Source organism: Pantoea dispersa (assembly GCF_035783935.1).
In the GTDB taxonomy this organism is placed as follows: Bacteria; Pseudomonadota; Gammaproteobacteria; order Enterobacterales; family Enterobacteriaceae; genus Pantoea; species Pantoea dispersa_C.
Map to the genome: position 1 here is coordinate 252705 of NZ_JALKOV010000006.1, position 15578 is coordinate 268282.

Below are 15578 nucleotides of genomic sequence, written 5' to 3' on the forward strand. Positions count from 1 at the left end.
ACGCCGATGAATACCGTTATTGCCCAACAGATTGCCGAGCAGGGCGGCGTTGAAGCCTGGCTGACCGCGCAACAACACAAAAGCCTGCTGCGTTTCCTCACCTGCGGCAGCGTCGACGACGGCAAAAGCACGCTGATTGGCCGTCTGCTGCACGACACGCGCCAGATTTATGAAGATCAGCTGTCGTCGCTGCACAATGACAGCAAACGTCACGGCACCCAGGGCGAGAAACTCGATCTGGCGCTGCTGGTTGATGGCCTGCAGGCCGAGCGCGAGCAGGGCATCACCATCGATGTGGCCTATCGCTATTTCTCCACCGAGAAGCGCAAGTTCATCATCGCCGACACGCCGGGGCACGAGCAGTACACGCGTAACATGGCGACCGGTGCCTCGACCTGCGATCTGGCGATCCTGCTGATCGATGCGCGCAAAGGCGTGCTGGATCAGACCCGTCGCCACAGCTTTATTGCCACGCTGCTGGGCATCAAACACCTGGTGGTGGCGATCAACAAGATGGATCTGGTGGCGTATAGCCAGGAGACCTTCGAGCAGATCAAACAGGATTACCTCGATTTTGCCGCGCAGCTGCCGGACGATCTCGATATCCGCTTTGTGCCGATGTCGGCGCTGGAAGGCGATAACGTCGCCACTCCGAGCGTAACCATGCCGTGGTACAGCGGCCCGACGCTGCTCGACGTGCTGGAGACGGTAGAGCTGAAGCGCGTGGTCGACACGCAGCCAATGCGCTTCCCGGTGCAGTATGTCAACCGGCCGAACCTCGACTTCCGTGGCTATGCCGGTACGCTGGCGTCAGGTACGGTCAGCGTCGGCCAGCGGGTGAAAGTGCTGCCATCCGGCGTGGAATCCAGCATTGCGCGTATCGTCACCTTTGACGGCGATCTGCAGCAGGCCGCCGCCGGTGAGGCGATTACCCTGGTGCTGAACGATGAGATCGACATCAGCCGTGGCGATCTGCTGGTGGATGCCGCGGCCGATTTGCAGGCGGTGCAGTCCGCCACCGTCGACGTGGTGTGGATGGCGGAGCAGCCGCTGCAGCCGGGGCAAAGCTATGAAGTAAAAATCGCCGGTAAGAAAGCGCGTGGCCGCATTGAGAAGATCCTCCATCAGGTGGAGATCAATACGCTGGAAAAACGCGCGGTCGACAGCCTGCCGCTCAACGGTATCGGTCTGGTGGAAGTGACGTTCGACGAACCGATGGTGCTGGATGCTTACCAGCAGAATCCGGTGACCGGCGGCATGATCTTTATCGATCGCCTGAGCAACGTGACCGTCGGCGCCGGCATGATCCATCAGCCGCTGAGCGCCGCACGTAGCCAGGCCGGCCAGTACAGTGATTTCGAGCTGGAGCTGAACGCGCTGGTGCGCCGTCACTTCCCGCACTGGAACGCACGCGACCTGCTGGGCGGTCAGTAATGGCGCAGCACGACGAAAACGTGGTGTGGCATGACCATCCGGTCACGCGCGCGGAACGCGAACAGCAGCACGGCCATCGTGGCGTGGTGCTGTGGTTTACCGGGCTGTCAGGCTCGGGTAAATCGACCGTAGCCGGGGCGCTGGAGCAGGCGCTGCACCGGCTGGGCGTCAGCACCTATCTGCTGGATGGCGACAATGTGCGTCACGGCCTGTGCCGCGATCTCGGTTTCAGCGATGACGACCGCAAAGAGAACATCCGGCGCGTGGGCGAAGTGGCAAAGCTGATGGTGGATGCCGGACTGGTGGTGCTGACGGCGTTCATCTCGCCGCACCGCGCCGAGCGCCAGATGGTGCGCAATCTGCTGGCTGACGGGCAGTTTATCGAGGTGTTCGTCGATACGCCGCTGGCGGTGTGCGAAGCGCGCGATCCGAAAGGCTTGTATAAAAAAGCCCGCGCCGGCGAGCTGCGTAACTTCACCGGTATCGACAGCGTTTACGAGGCGCCGGACGCGCCGGAAATCCAGCTGGAGGGTGAACAATTGGTTACAAAACTGACCGGCCAATTGTTAGACCTGCTGCGCCACCACGATATCATCAGATCCTGAACCGACAGCGGCAAATCTCACGGTTTGCCGCGCTTTAGCGTCAACAGGATCTCTATGCAGAACGTTACCCCCATGCTGGCACGCAAAGATGAACGCACCCCGGATGAGCCACGCTCATCGCTGCCGGGCGGCGTGATCGGCTTTCTCTCGTACTGGTGCGCGCTGGGCATCCCGTTTCTGCTGTACGGCTCTAACACGCTGTTCTTCTTCCTCTACACCTGGCCCTTTTTCCTTGCGCTGCTGCCGGTTTCGGTGCTGATTGGCATCGTGCTCAGCCTGATGCTGCGTGGCCGACTGTGGTGGAGCGGGCTGATCACCGCGCTGGTGGTGGTATGCCTGTTCTGGCTGCTGTTCTCCTTTCTCTCCGGCTGGTAAGCCGGCGCTGATGTGCAAACGCATCGGCAGGTTACAAAACTTTACCTGCCGTCCGGCACTTTCCCGTCATTATTTGTCCAGACAAATCTGCTTGCGCGCCATTTTCGCTGCCGCAGTGGAGTCCGGCGTCAAGTTATGGGATGATTGAGCCGTTTTTCAGGGGGCGGGGATGGGAAAACTGACGTTACTGCTGCTCGTGCTGCTGGGATGGTTGCAATACTCTCTGTGGCTGGGCAAGAACGGTATCCATGATTACACGCGCGTCAGCGAAGACGTGGTGTCACAACAGGCGAATAACGCCAAACTCAAAGCACGCAACGATCAGCTGTTTGCCGAAATTGACGATCTCAATGGCGGTTCAGAGGCGATCGAGGAGCGCGCACGCAGCGAGCTGGGCATGATCAGGCCTGGCGAGACTTTCTATCGCCTGGTGCCAGACCAGAACAAACGTAATGCGCAACAGGCTGCGCAGAATCAACAACGATAAACCATGAATCAGCTCTCTTCCTCTGCGGATGTGATTGCCGTGGTGCCGGCTGCCGGTGTCGGCAGCCGCATGCAGGCCGCCTGTCCGAAGCAGTACCTCACCATCGGTTCGTTAACCCTGCTGGAACACAGCGTGGCGCGTCTGCTGGCGCACCCGGCGGTGAAGCAGGTGGTGGTGCCGATCAGCCCGGATGACGGCTGGTTCGATAGCCTGCCGCTGGCGCAGGACGCACGCGTGCTGCGCGTCACCGGCGGCGAAACCCGCGCGGAGTCGGTGCTGGCCGGTTTGCAGGCCATCCGCCACAGCGCCTGGGTGCTGGTGCACGACGCGGCGCGGCCGTGTCTGCACCCCGATGATTTAGCGCGTCTGCTGGCAGTGCGTGAGCACAGCAAAGTGGGCGCCATTCTGGCGGCACCGGTGCGCGATACCATGAAGCGCGCAGAACCGGGCAAAAGCGCCATTGCGCACACCGTCGAACGCGACGATCTGTGGCATGCGCTGACGCCGCAGTTTTTCCCACATACGCTGCTGACCGCCTGCCTGACGCGCGCGCTCAATGAAGGCGCGACCATCACCGATGAAGCCTCGGCGCTGGAGTATTGCGGCTATCATCCTGAGCTGGTCAGCGGACGCAGCGACAATATCAAGGTAACGCGGCCGGAAGATCTGGCGCTGGCGGCCTTCTATCTCACTCAGATTCAGTTTAAGGAGCGCGCATGATGCGTATCGGTCACGGTTTTGACGTGCACGCGTTTGGCGGCGAAGGTCCGCTGGTGATTGGCGGGGTGCGTATTCCCTTCGAACAGGGCTTTATTGCGCACTCAGACGGTGACGTGGCGCTGCATGCGCTGACCGACGCGCTGCTCGGCGCGGTGGCGATGGGCGACATCGGCAAACTATTCCCGGATACCGATCCGGCATTCAAAGGCGCCGACAGCCGCGGTTTGCTGCGCGAAGCCTGGCGCCGCATCCAGCAGAAGGGCTACCGCATCGGCAACGTTGATGTCACCATCATCGCTCAGGCTCCGAAAATGCTGCCGCACGTGCCGCAGATGCGCGTTAACATCGCCGAAGATCTCGGTTGCCACATGGATGACGTCAACGTCAAAGCCACCACCACTGAAAAGCTGGGCTTCACCGGTCGCGGTGAAGGCATCGCCTGCGAAGCGGTAGCGCTGCTGATGAAGGCCGATCGGGCATGAGTGAGCTGCATTACCTGCACGGCGTGCCTGCGGCCACCGGCGTGATCAAAGCCAGTCCGGAAGATTTCGTGGTGATTGAAGATCTCGGCTATCCCTATGATGGCGAAGGCGAGCAGTTGCTGGTGCGCATCCGTAAAATTGGCTGCAACACGCGTTTTGTCGCCGAGGCAATCGCCAAATTCCTCGGCGTGCATCAGCGCGATCTCAGCTATGCCGGCATGAAAGATCGCCATGCGGTCACCGAGCAGACGCTGTGCTTCCGCGTGCCGGGCACGGCAATGCCCAACCTTGCCGGCTTCCAGCTGGAAGGCGTGGAGATCCTGCAGGTGATTCGTCACAAGCGCAAACTGCGCACCGGCGCGCTGGCGGGCAATGCGTTTCGCCTGGTGGTACGTCAGGTGTCCGATCGCGCCCAGGTGGAATCGCGGCTGCAGCGGATTCAGCAGCAGGGCGTACCGAACTACTTTGGCGAACAGCGCTTTGGCCGCGGCGGCAATAACCTGACGCAGGCGCGGCTGTGGGCCGAAGAGAAATTCCGTCCGCGTGACCGCAGCATGAAAGGTATTCTGCTGTCGGCGGCGCGCAGCCAGCTGTTCAATCAGCTCACCAGCGCGCGTCTGCAGCGTGACGGCGCGCTGAACCGCGTGCAGCCTGGCGATGCGCTGCAGCTCACCGGGCGCGGCAGCTGGTTTGTCGCCCTGGCGGACGAATTACCCGCGCTGCAGCAGCGCGTGGATAACCACGAACTGCGCATCACCGCGCCGCTGGCCGGACGTGGCGAGCCGGGCACCCAGGGGGAAACGCTGGCGTTCGAACAGCAGCAGCTGGCGGGCGCGGCCGATCTGCTGGGCCTGCTGGAGCGTGAACGCGTTGATGCGGCGCGGCGTGCCATGCTGGTGGTGCCGAAAGATCTGCAGTGGAGCTGGTGGGATGACGTCACGCTTGAGCTGCAGTTCTGGCTGCCGGCCGGCAGTTTTGCCACCAGCGTGGTGCGTGAGCTGCTGAGCAACGGCGCGGCGGCCCCGCTCGGCGACGAATAAGCGAATCCGGCGACCATGAGCAAAAACCTCACCATCAAGGATATTGCCGTGCTCGCCGGCGTGTCGATCACCACCGTCTCGCGCGTGCTGAACAAGCATGCATGGGTGTCGGAAAAAACCCGCACGCGGGTGGAACAGGTGATCGCCGAGCATCAGTTCAGCCCCAACCTGATGGCGCGCGGCATGATATCGCGCCAGAGCTATACGCTCGCGGTAATCGTCTCTGACATTACCAATCCGTACTTCGTCACGCTGGTGGCGCAGATTCAGCAGGCCTGCCTGGCCATCGGCTATAAAATCACCCTGTACGATACCCAGTCCGCTAACCGCAATGCGCAAAACGCCGATGACGAAAGCGCGATTTTTCAGTCGATTATCGACAGCCAGATCGATGGGGTGATCGTGCTCGGCGGTCACAGCGACTACGCGCCGATTCCATCCGGCTACCTGACACTGCTGGAATCGCTGATGGACAAAATGGCGGTAGTGGTGGTGGGGCAGCCGCATCCTGCTGGCCGCTGGCCGTGTGTAATGCGCGACCAGCAGCACTGCGTTGAGCTGGCGGTGAATCATCTGCTGGCGCGCGGCCTGCGTGATATCGCGTTCATTGGCGGTTCGCGCAAAGTGTGGGTGACGCGCGAGCGCGTCAGCCATTTTCACACCACGCTGCAGCAGGCTGGCATCACGCCGCGCGACAGCTGGATCTGCCTGAATAACTTCTATCCCGAACACGGCTATCAGGCCGTGGAGACGCTGTGGCAGCAGGCAGAATTGCCGCAGGCGCTGGTGGCGATCAACGATCGCGTGGCGATGGGCGCGATCCGTGCGCTACGCGATCGCGGCATTGAGGTGCCTGCGCAGGTGGCGGTGATCAGCTGCGAGCGCTTTCCCGGCAGCGAATATTTTATCCCGCGCCTGACCAGCGTCGATCACCAGAATCCGCAGCTGGGGCAAAACATTATCACCATGATGATGGCGCAGCTGGACGGCAGCTTAAGCCCGCACGCGCGCTGCAGCGCACCGCTAAAGCCGGTATTGATCTCCGGCGAATCCGCCTGATCTTCTCCCCTTAAACGTTCCGCCAGCTTTCGTTGCGCTTTGTTAGCGCGATCGCAATTTCACGATCCTCACGTTGACTTAATATGCGCCATTAAATAAGTTGCTCACAACCTGAAAACGTTTTCAGGTTGGCGGGAAAACAGTTTAAGGAGCGGTAATGAAACCCACCATGATGACCTACATCCACCAGCAACCCGAGGTGCTGAGCCATCTGCTGGCGTGCTATCCGCAGGGATTACCGGTGCTGGGCAAGGCGAAAACAGTGCTGATTCTGGCCACCGGCTCCAGCATCAACGCCGCGCTCAGCGCCAAATATTACGTTGAGCAACTGACTGGCGTACGCATCAGCGTGCAGGAGCCGTTTCATTTTCAGCACTACGAGCAGTGGGATCCGGCGACCGATCTGGTGATCGCGATTTCACAAAGCGGCGAGAGCACTTCGACGCTGACAGCGATCGACGCGCTGAAAAAACAGCACGGCGTGGCAACCTGGGGCATCACCAGCAAAATCACCAGTCCGCTGGCGCAGGCGGTGGATCACGCGGTAGACATCATGAACGGTGAGGAGCGCGTCGGCTATGTCACTAAAGGCTATGTCGCCACGATTCTGACGCTGATGCTGATTGGCGTGCACAGCGCGCGCCACAGCGGTCGCCTCAGCGCAGAGCAGGAGCAGCAGGCGCTGGCGCAACTGCAGCACGGCGTCGACGCGATTCCGGACATCATCGCCCGCACCGAACGCTTCTGGCAGCGCTGGCAGGACGATCTCAGTGCCGCGCCGCGCTTTATCTCAATTGGCTTTGGACCGGCGATTGGCGTGATCAAAGAGATGGAGACCAAATTCAGCGAAACGGTGCGCGTGCCGTCGCAGGGCATCGAGCTGGAAGCGTTCATGCACGGCCCTTATTTCGAAATCAATCCGCAGCACCGGCTGTTCTTCATCGACGTTGAGGCGCCGGTGCGCGAACGCCTGCAGCTGCTGCGCCAGTACGAGCAGCGCGTAACGCCGCACGTCTGGAGCCTGTGTCTCGGGGAACGTGATGATGCGCGCACGCTGGCGCTTGGCGTTGAGGTCAGCGAATGGATTGCGCCGCTGCTGATGGTCATACCGTTCCAGATCCTTGCGCATCACATCGCGGAAGCCAAAGGCAACAATCTGCCGCAGCGCATATTCACCGACTTTGGCGTGGCGATGAAGAGCAAAACCAAACCGGGTGATTACGACTAACGCCGGGCGCGAGCCATAAGGATAACCACAATGAAAATCGATTACGTGAAGCTGGCGCAGGCCATCAGGGAGCAGGTCGGCGGCGACGACAACATCAGCCATATTTCTCACTGCGCCACGCGGCTGCGGCTGACGATACACGATCTGGCAAACGTTGATATGGCGGCCATCGGCAGCCTGCCGGGTGTCATCCGCGTGGTAAACGCGTCCGGACAGCTGCAGATTGTGGTCGGGCCGCAGGTTGAACAGCTGTATCAGGCGATGCAGCAGGGCGCTGCGCCGGTGGCCGAACCAGTGAAGCCCGGCAAAGACGAGCGCGGCGTGGCGGGCAAAATGCTGGCCACGCTGGGCGCAATCTTTACGCCTTACATTGGCGTGCTGGCGGGCATCGGGGTGATTAAAGGCCTGATGGTGCTGCTGCAGACGCAGGGCTGGGTGGCGGACGACGATCTGCTGTTCGCCATGTTCAACGCGCTGGCGAGCGGCGTGTTTGTCTTCCTGCCGCTGTTTATTGCCGTCACCGCAGCAGACCGTTTCGGTGCCAGTCGTTTCACCGCGCTGGCGCTGACGGCGGCGATGGTGTTTCCGCTCACCCAGCCGGATCTGCCGGCGCACTTCGCGCTGTTCGGCCTGAGCATCAGCCTGAAGATATACGGCGGCGCGGTGATTCCGGCGATTCTGGCGGTGCTGCTGCTGAGCAAGGTAGAGCGCCGGCTGAAACAGTGGATCCCCGAGGTGGCAGCGCTGGTGTTCGTGCCGTGCCTGTCGCTGCTGATTTGCGGCTTTGTGGTGTTCACGGTGATTGGCCCGCTGGCGGATTACGTTGGTGTCGGCATCGCCAGCGGCTACAGCTGGCTCTATCAGCTCAGCCCGATGATCTCCGGCGCGCTGCTGGCGGGCATTGGTCAGCTGTTCGTGGTGTTTGGCGTGCACTGGGGCATTATCCCGCTGGCGCTGATCAATATTCAGGTGCAGGGCTATGACACCATCATGGCGATGTTTATGTCGGCGGTGATGGGGCAGTTTGGCGCGGTAACCGGTGCGATCTTTATCGCCCGCAGCCTGCGCGACCGGCAAATCGCTATCTCGGCGTCGCTGTCCGCCTTTTTTGGCATCACCGAACCGGCGCTGTACGGCGTCAATCTCAAGTACCGCATGCTGTTTATCTTCGGCTGCATCGGTGCGGCGCTCGGCGGTGGCATCACCGGGCTGCTGCAGGTGAAAACCTACAGTTTCCTGCCGGTGCTGAACGTGTTTGAACTCGGCCTGTTTGAAGGCCCCGAGTCGAAGATGATCTACGAAGTGGCGGCAATTGCCGTGGCTTTCCTCACCCCATTCATTCTGACGCTGATTTACGGCCGCTGGACGCTGCGCAGCGTGAATAAAACCGGCGCCTGATGCGCTGATTCGTTAACACCAAAACAGGGAAATCGCATGCGGCCACTTCGCAGGGCAGCGTGCACCTTAAGGAAAGGTCATGAACACATTCACCAGGAGAAAAAAGGCAGCGCTGCTGCCGCTGGCCACCCTGATGCTGGGCGCGGCACCGCCGGTGGCGCTGGCGGAAGGATTTATTGAAGACAGCACGCTGGAGGGCACCGTTTATTACTGGCAGCGCCACCGCGAGCGCAAAGATCTCAATCCAGACAGCGCGCACTATCAGCAGTATCAGACCAACCTGCATCACAGCACGCTGACCGGCGCGCTCGATTATCAGTCCGGCTATCTGGCCGATATCGTGGGCGTTGATGTGGCGGCCTTCGCCACCTGGGATCTGTTTGAAGGCAGCCCGGCACATCCCAATGAGATCAGCTTCAGTCGCGGCCCTTCGATGTGGGAAGACCGTGGCGTTGGCGAACGTAACGGGCTGGATCTCTACCGTGCCGCGCTGAAACTTAAAGCCGGCGACTACTGGCTGCGGGCCGGTTATATCCAGCCGAGCGGCCAGACGCTGCTTGGCACCCAGTGGGGATTTCTGCCCGGCACCTATCAGGGCGTGGAAGTCGGAGCGGTCTATGACTACGGCGACGCCGGCGCGCTGTCGCTGTCGTGGATGGCGGCGAACAAGTACAAAGCGCCGTGGTATCGCAAAATGTACGAGTTTCGCGAAATCGACCGGCAGACGCGCATTCCTTATCTGCACTCGCTGGGCGCGAAGTATGACTTCAAAAACGGCAACACGCTCGAACTGGCGTGGGGCGAATCACCACATTATCTCGACAAATATTTCGCCAAAGCGGCACGCCAGACCACGCTGTGGGACAACCCGTTCAGCGTCAGCTGGCAGTTCTACGGCTCGCAGGATCGTACCGGTCGCCATGATGTTTACGATGAGTTTGCCTGGCAGCAGGGCCTGACGCTGGCGTATCAGCTGGATCGCTATCAGTTCCGCCTGGAGGGCAGCGTGGTCCACGCACCGGGGAAACAGGGGTACTACACCGTGGCGATGACGCCGATTTATCCCAACTCTGCGGGCCGCATCGATATGTGGTGGGATTCGCGATCGGACTTCAACGCCGACGGCGAAAAAGCGCTGTTCGCGGGCCTGATGATCGATCTCAGCGACATCGTCTGGCCGGGCGTCAGCATTGGCGGCTCGTTTGCCTGGGGCTGGGACGGCAAACCGGCGCGCGGCGGTGACTGGTCGCAGCAGCAGCGCCTGACGGAAACCGCCATCAACGGCGATCTGGTGTGGCAGGTGCAGTCCGGCTGGGCCAAAGACACGGTATTTAAGCTGCATCTCACCGCGTACAACAACCATAGCGATAACCCCAGCTGGGGCGGCGGCTATGGCAACGTTTTCCAGGATGAAAAGGACGTCAAATTCATGATGATTGCCCCTTTTAGCCTGTTCAATCACTCACGACACTAAGGATGATGACCATGAGGATTCGCTTCTCCGCGCTGACCGCAGCGCTGTTACTGGCCGGGCTGGCGCATGCCGAAACCCACGTTTTAATCAATCAGGTCGGCTACGATGTTGCCGCGCCGAAAAACGCCATCGTGCAGCTGACCGGCGACTCGCGCGCTAAACCGCCGGTGAAATTTACCCTGCTGGATAATGAAACTAATAAAGCGGTGCTGAGCGGCACGCTGCAGCCGCAGGGTGACGTAGCGGGCTGGGGCGATCGCGCCTTCTATCGCGCTGATTTTTCTGGCTGGCAAACGCCGGGCCGTTACGTGCTGCAAACCACCAGCAGCGACGGCGACGTGCGCTCCGGGCCGTTCATTATTGGTGCCGATCTGCTGGAGCGCTATACGCTGTCCGATGTGATTGCCTACTTCAAAAGCCAGCGCGTCACCGGCCTGTTCGACAAAGCGGACCGCAAACTGCCGCTGCCTCCGGGCACCGGCAGTGGCACGGTTGACGTTCACGGCGGCTGGTATGACGCCACCGGCGATTACGGCGTGCACCTGTCGCACCAGAATCTGACCTCTTATTTCAATCCGCAGCAGGCGCCGCTGGTGGCGTGGAGTTTACTGCGCGGTTATCAAAATCTCGGTGCGCGTGACAACCCGAACTTTGATGAGTATCGCCGCCGTATGCTCGACGAAGGGCTGTACGGTGCCGATTTCCTGGTGCGCATGAAGCGGCCGGGGGAATCCTTCTTCCAGGCCATTTCATCGCCGGGCAAAGAGAAGCTGGCACAGGACCGGGTGATCGCCAATCCAAACTGGCGCACGCAGATCAAAGAGAAGGAGTCGGATTCCACCATTGTCGAAGAAGAGGCGGTCGGCCCGCTGGCGTGGCAGGCCAGCTTCCGCTCGGGTGCCGGCATGTCAATTGCCGCGCTGGCGCTGGCCAGCACCATGGAGAATGATGGCAACTTCACGCGGCAGCAGTATCTGCAAACCGCAGAAGATGCCTTTGCCTTCCTGCAGAAAAATAATCTGCGCATGGTGAACGACGGCAAAGAGAACATCGTGGATGATTACACTGCGCTGCTGGCGGCTACCGAGCTGTATCGTGCCTCGCAAAAAGCGGTCTATCTGGCTGCGGCGCAGCAGCGTGCAGAGAGCCTGATGGCGCGACTGACGTCGCTGGATAACTGGCACGACTACTGGCGTGCCGACGGCGAAAAACGTCCGTTCTTCCATCCGTCCGATGCCGGTCTGCCGGTGATCGCGCTGCTGGAATATGCGCGCATCGCACCGCAGGCGCAGCAGGCGAACATCCGCCAGACGGTAAAACGCTCGCTGGGCTTTGAGCTGGCGGTCACCAAAGAGAGCAATAACCCGTTTGGCTATGCACGCCAGCTGATCCAGCTGAAAGACGGCGTGAAGCGCACCAGCTTCTTCTTCCCGCACGACAGTGAAGCCGCGCCGTGGTGGCAGGGCGAAAACGCGCGTATCGCCTCGCTGGCCGCTGCCGCCCGCCAGGCGATGCCGCTGTTTGCCGACGATAAAGCCTTTACGCAGCAGCTGCAGAGCTATGCCTGGGATCAGCTCAACTGGATCCTCGGCCACAACCCGTACGATGTCAGCATGCTGACCGGCAGCGGCTATCGCCACATCAGCTATCTGTTCTTCAACTCGTGGAAATACACCACGCTGCCAGGTGGCATCGTCAACGGGATTACCGGTGCGTCAAATCAGGTGGCGGACGGTATTGCCTTTGATGAAGGCTACGCGATTACCCGCAAGGATGATGACTGGCGCTGGGCAGAAGGCTGGCTGCCGCACTCGGCCTGGTATCTGTATGCGGTAAGCTTACCGGATCGTCACTGATGTCCTGAATCTGCCCGGCTTTACGCCGGGCTTTTTACTGCCTGCCGCCCGGTTGGACTGCTTATTGTTGCGACAACTGCCTACGGTTGCGTGATTTACGCCTACCACTTCCCGCGCCTCACCGCTAGAATGCAAACATCCTTGTGCCGCCAGCGCAGGTCCGGTTACGCCGCGAAAGCGGTAAAACGGGCGCGGCGGGCCGTGGACCGGTTAATGAAAAAGGTCAGAATCAGATGCGGATATTGCTCAGCAACGATGATGGAATTCAGACTCCCGGCATTGGCGTGTTCCCTGGCGTGAAGACATTGCGGCATGCCGATCTCACCGCCTGCGCGGCGCGGGGGGGAACAAACCACGGGCGGCACCAGGCTGAGGTGAATCGGGCATGGTAAACCGGCGCATCGAAACGCTTCTGACCCAGCTGCGCGCGCAGGGCATTCACGATGAGCATTTGCTGAAGGCCATCGCCGATGTGCCGCGTGAACGCTTTATCGATGAGGCTTTTGAACATAAAGCCTGGGAGAATGTGGCGCTGCCGATTGGCAACGGCCAGACCATTTCTCAGCCTTACATGGTAGCGCGCATGACGGCGCTGCTGGAGCTGAACCCGACCTCGCGCGTGCTGGAAATCGGAACCGGTTCGGGCTATCAGACCGCCATTCTCGCGCATCTGGTCAATCACGTTTATTCGGTTGAGCGCATCAAAGGGCTGCAGTGGCAGGCAAAGCGCCGCCTGAAGCAGCTCGATCTGCATAACATTTTCACCCGTCACGGCGATGGCTGGCAGGGCTGGGCCGCGCGTGGTCCCTTCGATGCCATTATTGTCACTGCCGCACCGCCAGAAATTCCGACTGCGCTGATAGCGCAACTGGGAGAAGGCGGCAAAATGGTGCTGCCGGTTGGCGAGGATCAACAGGTTCTTAAACGCCTGCGCCGGCAAAACGGTGAAATTATTGAAGAAATCATCGAGCCTGTGCGCTTTGTGCCGCTGGTGCAGGGCGATCTGGCGTAAAGCCTTCTTACGTATTTCTTCACAATCGTTACATGGCACGGCACAGTTGATATTGTTACTATCCTTGTTAATCAATGCGAAAGCGCGTTTTTGACGGCACAGGCAGTGAATCATGCCGTCAACGTCGACACACAGTTTTATCCAGGATTGCCATCACGGGGGATCAATGAGCACGGGAAGCACAGTATTTCAATTACGCCGTCTGGCGGCACTTTCACTGGTCGGTTTTTGGCTGGCAGGCTGTAGCTCTGGCGACAACACACAAGCCCCCATCAGCCAGATTGGCAGCAACAGCGGCGACAGCGGCATGACTTCCGTTCCCGCCGCGGGCGGCGGCATGATCGCCGCGCAGAACAGCACCGTGCCGGCGATGCCGCATGGTGGAATGTTAAGCGGTGGTACACCATCTGCCGCGCCAGCAGGCGGAATGGTTAGTGGCAATAATAACGTGACCACCGAAAACGGTCGCATTGTGTACAATCGCAATTATGGGAATATTCCTAAAGGCAGTTATGGCGGTGAAACCTATACCGTTAAGCGCGGCGATACGCTGTTCTACATTGCCTGGATTACCGGCAACGATTTCCGCGATCTGGCCCAGCGCAATAACATCCCGGCACCTTACGGCCTGAGCGCCGGGCAGACGTTGCAGGTGGGTAACGGCAACGGCCAAACCATCACCGGCGGCAACGCGATAACCGCAGCGGACGCCACGCAGGGCGGCGTTCCGGTGGCATCCAACCAGACGCAAATTAAATCCACCCCTGTTGCACAGCAACCTGTTATTACGTATTCTGATGATTCGGGTTCGACAGGCGAGAAAATGCTGCCGTCGAAAGGGGCAAATAATGTGGCAACGACCACAGCTCCGGTTACCGCACCGCCCACAGTCAGCAGCACGACGAACAGCACAACGCCGGTGGGAAGCTGGCGTTGGCCGACTGATGGGAAGATCATCGATAACTTCTCCGCTGCGGAAGGCGGAAACAAAGGAATCGATATCGCCGGGTCGCGTGGACAACCTGTCGTCGCCACTGCATCGGGAAGGGTGGTATACGCAGGCAACGCGCTCCGCGGGTACGGTAATTTAATCATCATCAAACACAACGATGATTACCTGAGTGCCTACGCCCACAACGATACCATGCTGGTCCGGGAACAACAGGAAGTTAAGGCGGGGCAAAAAATCGCTACCATGGGTAGCACCGGAACCAGTTCTGTAAGATTGCACTTTGAAATTCGTTACAAGGGGAAATCCGTAAACCCGTTGCGTTATTTACCGCAGCGATAATCCGGCAGAACCTTGGTGTTCTGCCCTTGGATCACGGGTAGGAGCCGCTTATGAGCCAGAATACGCTGAAAGTTAATGAGTTACACGATGATGCGGAATTCGAGGAGAACGGAGCTGAGGTTTTTGATGAGAAGGCTCTCGTTGAGAACGAACCTGGTGATAATGAAGTAGCTGAAGAAGAGTTGCTGTCACAGGGTGCGACGCAGCGCGTGTTGGATGCGACGCAGCTTTACCTCGGCGAGATTGGTTATTCACCACTGTTAACGGCGGAAGAAGAGGTATTCTTTGCCCGTCGCGCATTACGCGGTGATATTCCATCTCGTCGTCGCATGATCGAAAGTAACTTACGCCTGGTGGTAAAAATTGCCCGCCGTTATAGCAATCGTGGTCTGGCGCTGCTGGATCTGATTGAAGAGGGTAATCTCGGCCTGATTCGTGCCGTAGAGAAGTTTGACCCGGAACGCGGGTTCCGCTTCTCGACCTATGCCACCTGGTGGATTCGTCAGACCATTGAACGGGCTATCATGAACCAAACCCGTACGATTCGTCTGCCGATTCACATTGTTAAAGAACTGAACGTTTACCTGCGCACCGCGCGTGAACTGTCGCACAAGCTGGACCATGAGCCGAGTGCGGAAGAGATCGCCGAGCAGCTGGACAAGCCAGTTGATGACGTAAGCCGTATGTTGCGTCTCAACGAGCGCATTACGTCGGTTGACACGCCGTTAGGCGGTGATTCCGAGAAAGCGCTGCTGGACATCCTGGCCGACGAGAAAGACAACGGTCCGGAAGACACCACGCAGGACGATGACATGAAGCAGAGCATCGTTAAGTGGTTGTTTGAACTGAATGCCAAGCAGCGTGAAGTGCTGGCGCGTCGTTTCGGCCTGTTAGGCTATGAAGCGGCAACGCTGGAAGATGTGGGCCGCGAAATCGGTTTGACCCGTGAGCGTGTCCGTCAGATTCAGGTTGAAGGTCTGCGTCGTCTGCGTGAAATTCTGCAGACGCAGGGTCTGAATATCGAAGCACTGTTTCGCGAATAAGCCGTAGCTGGCAATAAAAACGGTGACCACAAGGTCACCGTTTTTTTATGCCTGTCGTTCAGGCCGGCGCGCGC

15 protein-coding genes are annotated in these 15578 nt (G+C 59.7%); all 15 read left to right on the plus strand.

Annotated features, from left to right (window positions below; genetic code table 11):
* Positions 1-6 precede the first annotated feature (6 nt).
* The 15 genes from cysN (at position 7) to rpoS (ending at position 15504) form a co-directional block, all read left to right on the plus strand.
* The gene (cysN, locus tag MXF20_RS13835; protein ID WP_325969843.1) at positions 7-1434 is read left to right on the plus strand and encodes a sulfate adenylyltransferase subunit CysN; all 1428 of its coding nucleotides are present in this window, start codon (positions 7-9) and stop codon (positions 1432-1434) included.
* Positions 1434-2039 carry an adenylyl-sulfate kinase gene (gene cysC, locus MXF20_RS13840; protein ID WP_325969845.1) on the plus strand — a complete coding sequence of 202 codons (606 nt, stop codon included), beginning with the start codon at positions 1434-1436 and terminating at the stop codon, positions 2037-2039. The genes cysN and cysC overlap by 1 nt, the downstream gene beginning before the upstream one ends.
* Before the next feature lie 54 nt (positions 2040-2093).
* Complete coding sequence (locus tag MXF20_RS13845; RefSeq protein ID WP_021507351.1) at positions 2094-2414, plus strand: DUF3561 family protein; 321 nt, start codon at positions 2094-2096, stop codon at positions 2412-2414.
* A 169-nt stretch (positions 2415-2583) separates the two neighbouring features.
* Positions 2584-2901 (plus strand): cell division protein FtsB, encoded by a 318-nt coding sequence (ftsB, locus tag MXF20_RS13850; protein WP_325969846.1) that lies wholly within the window; start codon positions 2584-2586, stop codon positions 2899-2901.
* A gap of 3 nt (positions 2902-2904) precedes the next feature.
* Positions 2905-3621, plus strand: coding sequence for a 2-C-methyl-D-erythritol 4-phosphate cytidylyltransferase (gene ispD / locus MXF20_RS13855; protein ID WP_325969847.1), 717 nt, complete (start codon positions 2905-2907; stop codon positions 3619-3621).
* A complete protein-coding gene (gene ispF / locus MXF20_RS13860) occupies positions 3621-4103 on the plus strand; it encodes a 2-C-methyl-D-erythritol 2,4-cyclodiphosphate synthase (protein WP_325969896.1) in 483 nt (160 codons plus the stop codon). Before ispD ends, ispF begins: the two co-directional genes overlap by 1 nt.
* Entirely contained in the window at positions 4100-5143 is a 1044-nt protein-coding gene (gene truD / locus MXF20_RS13865; protein WP_325969848.1) for a tRNA pseudouridine(13) synthase TruD, read from the plus strand. The genes ispF and truD overlap by 4 nt, the downstream gene beginning before the upstream one ends.
* Positions 5144-5158: 15 nt before the next feature.
* Positions 5159-6202 carry a LacI family DNA-binding transcriptional regulator gene (locus MXF20_RS13870; RefSeq protein WP_325969850.1) on the plus strand — a complete coding sequence of 348 codons (1044 nt, stop codon included), beginning with the start codon at positions 5159-5161 and terminating at the stop codon, positions 6200-6202.
* Positions 6203-6359: 157 nt separating this feature from the next.
* Positions 6360-7430 carry an SIS domain-containing protein gene (locus tag MXF20_RS13875; RefSeq protein WP_325969852.1) on the plus strand — a complete coding sequence of 357 codons (1071 nt, stop codon included), beginning with the start codon at positions 6360-6362 and terminating at the stop codon, positions 7428-7430.
* 30 nt (positions 7431-7460) lie between these two features.
* The gene (locus MXF20_RS13880) at positions 7461-8828 is read left to right on the plus strand and encodes a PTS transporter subunit EIIC (RefSeq protein ID WP_325969854.1); all 1368 of its coding nucleotides are present in this window, start codon (positions 7461-7463) and stop codon (positions 8826-8828) included.
* Positions 8829-8907: 79 nt separating this feature from the next.
* A complete protein-coding gene (locus MXF20_RS13885) occupies positions 8908-10302 on the plus strand; it encodes an OprD family outer membrane porin (protein ID WP_325969856.1) in 1395 nt (464 codons plus the stop codon).
* Between the two features lie 11 nt (positions 10303-10313).
* Positions 10314-12158: a glycoside hydrolase family 9 protein gene (locus tag MXF20_RS13890; RefSeq protein ID WP_325969857.1), complete on the plus strand. Its 1845-nt coding sequence runs from the start codon at positions 10314-10316 to the stop codon at positions 12156-12158.
* A 385-nt stretch (positions 12159-12543) separates the two neighbouring features.
* Positions 12544-13170, plus strand: coding sequence for a protein-L-isoaspartate(D-aspartate) O-methyltransferase (locus MXF20_RS13895; protein ID WP_325969858.1), 627 nt, complete (start codon positions 12544-12546; stop codon positions 13168-13170).
* Positions 13171-13336: 166 nt separating this feature from the next.
* Entirely contained in the window at positions 13337-14461 is a 1125-nt protein-coding gene (gene nlpD / locus MXF20_RS13900) for a murein hydrolase activator NlpD (protein ID WP_325969859.1), read from the plus strand.
* 50 nt (positions 14462-14511) lie between these two features.
* Positions 14512-15504 carry an RNA polymerase sigma factor RpoS gene (gene rpoS / locus MXF20_RS13905; protein WP_021507339.1) on the plus strand — a complete coding sequence of 331 codons (993 nt, stop codon included), beginning with the start codon at positions 14512-14514 and terminating at the stop codon, positions 15502-15504.
* Positions 15505-15578 lie beyond the last annotated feature (74 nt).